The following is a 5,188-nucleotide window of genomic DNA, read 5'->3' as shown; positions in this document are numbered from 1 at the left end:
TGAAGCTGTGGCGGGAGTCCGTCGGCATGACCCAGGCAGAGTTCGGGGCGGCCATCGGATACGGGCAGGAGCTGGTCTCCTCCGTGGAACGGGGACGGCGGATCCCCCGCCCCGAGTACCTGGACGCGGCGGACGAGGCCCTGAACGCGGGCGGCAAGATCTCGGCGATGAAGGAGGACGTGGCGCAGGCCCGGTACCCGAAGAAGGTACGGGACCTGAAAAAGCTGGAGGCAGAGGCCGTCGAGCTGGGCGCCTACAACAACTCCGTGATCCACGGGCTGTTGCAGACGGAGGAGTACGCGCGGGCAGTGTTCAGCGCCCGTCGGCCTCCCTTCTCAGCGAGCGAGCTCGAACAGCGGCTGTCGGCCCGCGTGGCGCGTCAGGAGATCGTCGACGACACGACGGCCCGCCCCTTCTTCAGCTTTGTCCAATGCGAGTCGACGCTCCGTCGGCCCATCGGGGGCAAGATGGTGATGCGCGGGCAACTCGAACGATTGCTGGAGGTCGGTCAGTTCAGCAATGTCGACCTCCAAGTGCTTCCACTGGACCGTGAGGAGAACTCGGGTCTCGCGGGATCGTTCAGATTGCTCAGGCTCAAGGACGGCACAACGGTCGGGCACGTCGAGGTTCAGCACATCAGTCGCGTGATCACCGATCCGAAAGAAGTACAGCTCCTCGACATGCGTTATGGGACTATCCGGGCACAGGCTCTCAGCCCGCGAGAGTCGATGGCCCTCATCGAGAAAGCGCTTGGAGAGACATGACCCTCAAGCCCTACAGCGGAGCCAATCCCGACTCTGCGTGGACAAAGAGCAGCTACAGCACGGCAGACGGACCGGACTGCGTCGAAGTGGCCTGGAGGAAGAGCAGCTACAGCACGGCCGAAGGTCCCGACTGCGTCGAGGTGGCAACCGTCCCCGACCGCATCCTCGTCCGCGACTCCAAGAACCCCCACGGCCCCCGTCTCACCCTCACCCCCACCGCCTGGACGGCCTTCCTGCCGTACGCCTCCGGGCACTGACGAAGGCGACACACGGCGGAGCGCCCCACGGAAAGGCGCTCCGCCGTCACCCTCTCCCGGCCGAGCTCCCACCCGCCGCACTGCCCCGCCCCTCGCCTGCCGCGACGTCCCGCAATCCCCGCAGTCACGGCACCCCTTACCAAGGCCCTGCTGCTCTCTCTGAGCCACGACGAAGCGGCAAGCAGCCCTCCAAGCGGATCCGGGCGTCGTCGTACGGCCCTGCCGCGTGCGTCGAGCGAGCGCATCTTCACGCTGCGAGCCCCCTGAAGCGCACGGCCCCTGAAGCGCACGCCGAAGCCCTCGACCACCCCCTCCATGGCCCCTCCATGGCCACGTTCCTGGCCGCCCCTTCGGCGGCCCACTTCCCGGCACCCTCCCCCCGTCGGCGAGCCCGGCACAGAGCCCCTGTGAAGTCCAGGCCCCCACGGAGTCGCATCACCTCCGCGGGGACGCCGGTCCACCGGGGCGTCCGGCCGGTGCGCACGGTACGCACAGGGCTTGCCGACAGGCATGTCGGCAAGTCGGATAAGATGCCGACACCAACGTCGTCAAGTTCAGGTAAAGGGCCGGCATGTCCCACTGTCGCGCCCCTCGCCCTCATCGCTCGGAGTTCCCGTGTTCCTTGCCCTACGCGACCTGCGCTTCGCCCGCGGTCGCTTCGCCCTGATGGGTGCGGTGGTCGCGCTCATCGCCGTGCTCGGCGTACTGCTGTCCGGCCTTGCCTCCGGCCTGGCGGACGCCGGCATATCCGGTCTGCGTGCGCTGCCCGTGACCCACATGGCCTTCAACGAGAAGGCGACCAGCGAACAGTTCTCCCGCTCGACCGTGGAACAGGAGGACTGGAAGGCATGGGCCGAGGCCCCGGGCGTGGAGCGGGCGGAGCCCTTCGGGAACACCCTGATCGACGCCCAGGTGACCCAGGGCGCCCGGAAGGGCACGCAGGTCAACCTCGCCGTCTTCGGCATGGAACCGGACTCCTCCCTGGCCCCCCGTCCCAGCCGGGGCAAGGGCCTGGAGGAAGGCGGTGCGGGCATCGTGATCACCCAGGAGATCGCCGACCAGGGGGTGGAGATCGGGGATGTCCTGACCGCGGACAGGAGCAAGGTGCGGATGAAGGTCGTGGGCCTGGTCGACGAAGCCATCTCCTACGGCCACATCGGCGTCGTCTACGCCGACCTCGACACCTGGCGTCATCTGCACTACGGCCTGCCGGGCGACCTGCCGGAGGCCGCGCGCCAGCAGGCCACGGCCGTCGCCCTGACCCTGAAGCCGGGCGCCGACGTCAGCGCCGTGGAGAAGGCGACCGCCACCCGCGCCGACACCAAGGAGGCCACCTTCGACGCCTCTCCCGGCTACGCGGCCGAGTCGAGCACCATGGCCCTGATCAAGGGCTTCCTGTACGCCATCTCCGCGTTGGTCGTCGGTGCGTTCTTCACCGTCTGGACGGTCCAGCGCAAGGCCGAGATCGCCCTGCTGAAGGCGCTCGGCGCCCCCACCGGATACATCCTGCGCGACGCGCTCGCCCAGGTCGTCGTCGTGCTCGTCGGCGCCACGGCCGTCGGCACCGCCGTCGGTCTGGCCCTGGGAAGCGCGATGGTCGGCAAGGCCCCCTTCTCGCTCTCCGCCCCGGCCATCGCCACCTCCGCCGGTCTTCTGATCGGCTTCGGAACCGTGGGCGCCGCCGTCGCCGTCCGCCGCATCACCGCCGTCGACCCCCTGACCGCTCTGGGAGCCGCCCGATGACCACGCCCTCCACCGATCACCGAGCCGCCCCGGACGCCGCGGGCTCCGGCGGACTGCGCCTGGACGACGTCACCCTCGTCCTGGGGGACGGCGACACCGCCGTCACCGCCCTCGACCACGTCAGCCTGACCGTCGCCCCCGGCGAATTCGTCGTCGTCGTCGGCCCCTCGGGCTCCGGCAAGTCCAGCCTCCTCGCCGTCTCCGGCGGCCTTCAGCGGCCCACCTCGGGCACCGTGCACGTCGCCGGCACCGAACTGACCGCCCTGTCGGACAAGGAGCGCACCGCGGCGCGCCGCCGTCACATCGGCTTCGTCTTCCAGCAGTCGAATCTGCTGGCCTCCCTGACGGTCAGGGAACAGCTTCTGCTGCCCCTGCACATCGACGGCCGTCTCGACGCCGCGGCCCGGGCCCGGGCCGACGAACTCCTCGAGGCGGTCGATCTCACGCACCGCGCCGGCTCCCGCCCGCACCAGTTGTCCGGAGGCGAACGCCAGCGCGCGGGGCTGGCCCGGGCCCTGATGACCTCTCCCGCGGTGCTGCTGGTGGACGAACCCACCTCCGCCCTGGACCGGGCGCGTTCGGCCGAGGCGGTGCGGCTGATCGCCGAGCAGACCCATGAGCACGGCACGGCCACGGTCATGGTCACCCACGACACGGCGATAATGGACGCCGCCGACCGGGTCCACGAGATGGTCGACGGTCGCCTGTCCTGACCGGAGCCGCAGACCGGCACCCCAGCCGCGGACCGGCGCTTCACTCCGGCTCCGTCCGCCTTCCAGGAGTCCGCCCCGTATGCCGAAGATCAATGCCTCCACCGTCGCCGAGCACCGTGCCCAGCAGCGCGAGGCACTGATCGAGGCAGCGATCGACATCCTGGTGAACGAGGGCGCCGCCGCCGTCACCCCGGCGGCGGTCGGCGCCCGCGCGGGTCTGGCCCGCTCCAGCGTGTACCAGTACTTCGACTCCTCGGCGGCCCTCCTGGCCACCATCACGGAGGAGGCCTTCCGGCGCTCCAACGAGGCGATAGCCCGCGCCATGGCCACCGCGAACAACCCGATGGAACGCATCGAGGCGTTCTTCAGGGAAAGCCTCCGCCTCGGCGCCGAGGGCGCACACCGGCCCGCCGTCGCCCTGATGAGCGCCGGCCTTCCCCCCGCCTGCCAGGAACGGCTGATGGAACTCCACGCGGAGCACGTCGAGCCGTTCCGCACAGCCGTCCGGCAGCTCGGCACCCCCGACCCCGTGCTCACGGCCGACCTGATCGCCGGGATGCTGCACATGGCCCTCGCCGCCCTCGAACGCGGCGCCCCGCTCGACACCGTGACGGAACGCACTCTCACTCTCGTACGCCGCTGTCTCGCCCCCAAGACGGGGCGCTGAAGCGGGCGTTCCCGCCGGTCCCGGAGGCGTCCGCCCCTGCGAGTGGCGGATGCGGGCCAGGTCCGAGCCTGCCGTCTGCGGGCTTCAGGCCCCTCGTTGGCCCATATCCGCCACTTGTCGCCCGCCCCCGCCGAGACGCGTGAGGGCGGAACGCGCCCTGCGGCGCGTTCCGCCCTCACGTTCACGGCCTTGCGGACGTCAGGTCGACGTGCTGCGGCGCCTCCGGGCGCCCGGGCGGCGTTCGCTCGGGCGGGTGACCGGGTCGCCCGCCGCCAGGGCCGCCAGGCGGCGCTTGGCGCCGAAGTCGGCCAGGGCCTCGGCCAGCTTGTGGACCGAGGGCTCGGGAGCCATCACGTCCACGCGCAGACCGTGCTCCTCGGCGGTCTTGGCCGTCGCCGGGCCGATGCAGGCGATCACCGTCACGTTGTGCGGCTTGCCCGCGATGCCGACCAGGTTCCGCACCGTCGACGACGAGGTGAACAGCACCGCGTCGAAGCCGCCGCCCTTGATGGCCTCCCGGGTCTCGGCCGGCGGAGGAGAGGCCCGCACCGTGCGGTAGGCGGTCACGTCGTCGACCTCCCAGCCGAGCTCGACCAGACCGGCGACCAGCGTCTCCGTGGCGATGTCCGCACGTGGCAGGAAGACACGGTCGATCGGGTCGAAGACCGGGTCGTACGGAGGCCAGTCCTCCACCAGCCCGCGCGCCGACTGCTCACCGCTGGGAACCAGGTCCGGCCGCACCCCGAAGTCGATCAGGGCCTTGGCCGCGCACTCCATCTGCTGGGGCGTACGCGGCGGCTCGACGGCAATCGTCGGGACCTCGTGCGGCACGGCACCGTAGGAGCGCAACTGCTCGGAGAGCGCGGGCGCCTGTTCCTTGGTGCGCGGCACCAGGACCTTCCAGCCGAGCCGGGTCCAACGGCAGCCCCCATCTGCGCAGGTGCTCCGCCGCCAGCAGCCTGGCCAGCCGGGCGCCACGACGGGTCGCCGACAACGGCACCGAGAAGCGCGACTCGGCGGGCACGACGGCGGGAGTCGGCGCGG

Annotated in this window: 5 protein-coding genes and 1 pseudogene; 5 read left to right on the top strand and 1 reads right to left on the bottom strand. The window is 71.0% G+C overall.

Annotation, left to right across the window (positions count from 1 at the left end; all coding sequences use genetic code 11):
* The 5 genes from CCN35_RS04515 to CCN35_RS04495 form a co-directional block, all read left to right on the top strand.
* A partial coding sequence (locus CCN35_RS04515) for a helix-turn-helix domain-containing protein (RefSeq protein WP_086791589.1) occupies window positions 1-764 on the top strand: 764 nt, incomplete at its 5' end.
* Window positions 761-1,021, top strand: a complete 261-nt coding sequence (locus CCN35_RS04510) for a DUF397 domain-containing protein (RefSeq protein ID WP_086791587.1) — start codon at window positions 761-763, stop codon at window positions 1,019-1,021. The genes CCN35_RS04515 and CCN35_RS04510, both read left to right, overlap by 4 nt.
* 615 nt (window positions 1,022-1,636) lie before the next feature.
* Window positions 1,637-2,764, top strand: coding sequence for an ABC transporter permease (locus tag CCN35_RS04505; RefSeq protein ID WP_067395113.1), 1,128 nt, complete (start codon window positions 1,637-1,639; stop codon window positions 2,762-2,764).
* Window positions 2,761-3,477, top strand: coding sequence for an ABC transporter ATP-binding protein (locus tag CCN35_RS04500; RefSeq protein ID WP_067395109.1), 717 nt, complete (start codon window positions 2,761-2,763; stop codon window positions 3,475-3,477). The genes CCN35_RS04505 and CCN35_RS04500 overlap by 4 nt, the downstream gene beginning before the upstream one ends.
* Window positions 3,478-3,556: 79 nt before the next feature.
* Window positions 3,557-4,144 (top strand): TetR/AcrR family transcriptional regulator, encoded by a 588-nt coding sequence (locus tag CCN35_RS04495; RefSeq protein ID WP_086791585.1) that lies wholly within the window; start codon window positions 3,557-3,559, stop codon window positions 4,142-4,144.
* A 198-nt stretch (window positions 4,145-4,342) separates the two neighbouring features.
* Here the strand turns inward: CCN35_RS04495 and CCN35_RS04490 are convergent.
* Window positions 4,343-5,050 (bottom strand): annotated as a pseudogene (locus CCN35_RS04490) (uroporphyrinogen-III synthase); the annotation flags it as partial.
* Between the last annotated feature and the right edge of the window lie 138 nt (window positions 5,051-5,188).

The sequence above is a fragment of the Streptomyces thermovulgaris genome, from assembly GCF_002155915.1.
Taxonomy (GTDB): domain Bacteria; phylum Actinomycetota; class Actinomycetes; order Streptomycetales; family Streptomycetaceae; genus Streptomyces; species Streptomyces thermovulgaris.
The sequence above is the reverse complement of the archived record's forward strand: the minus strand, read 5'-3'. Positions and strand labels throughout refer to the sequence as shown.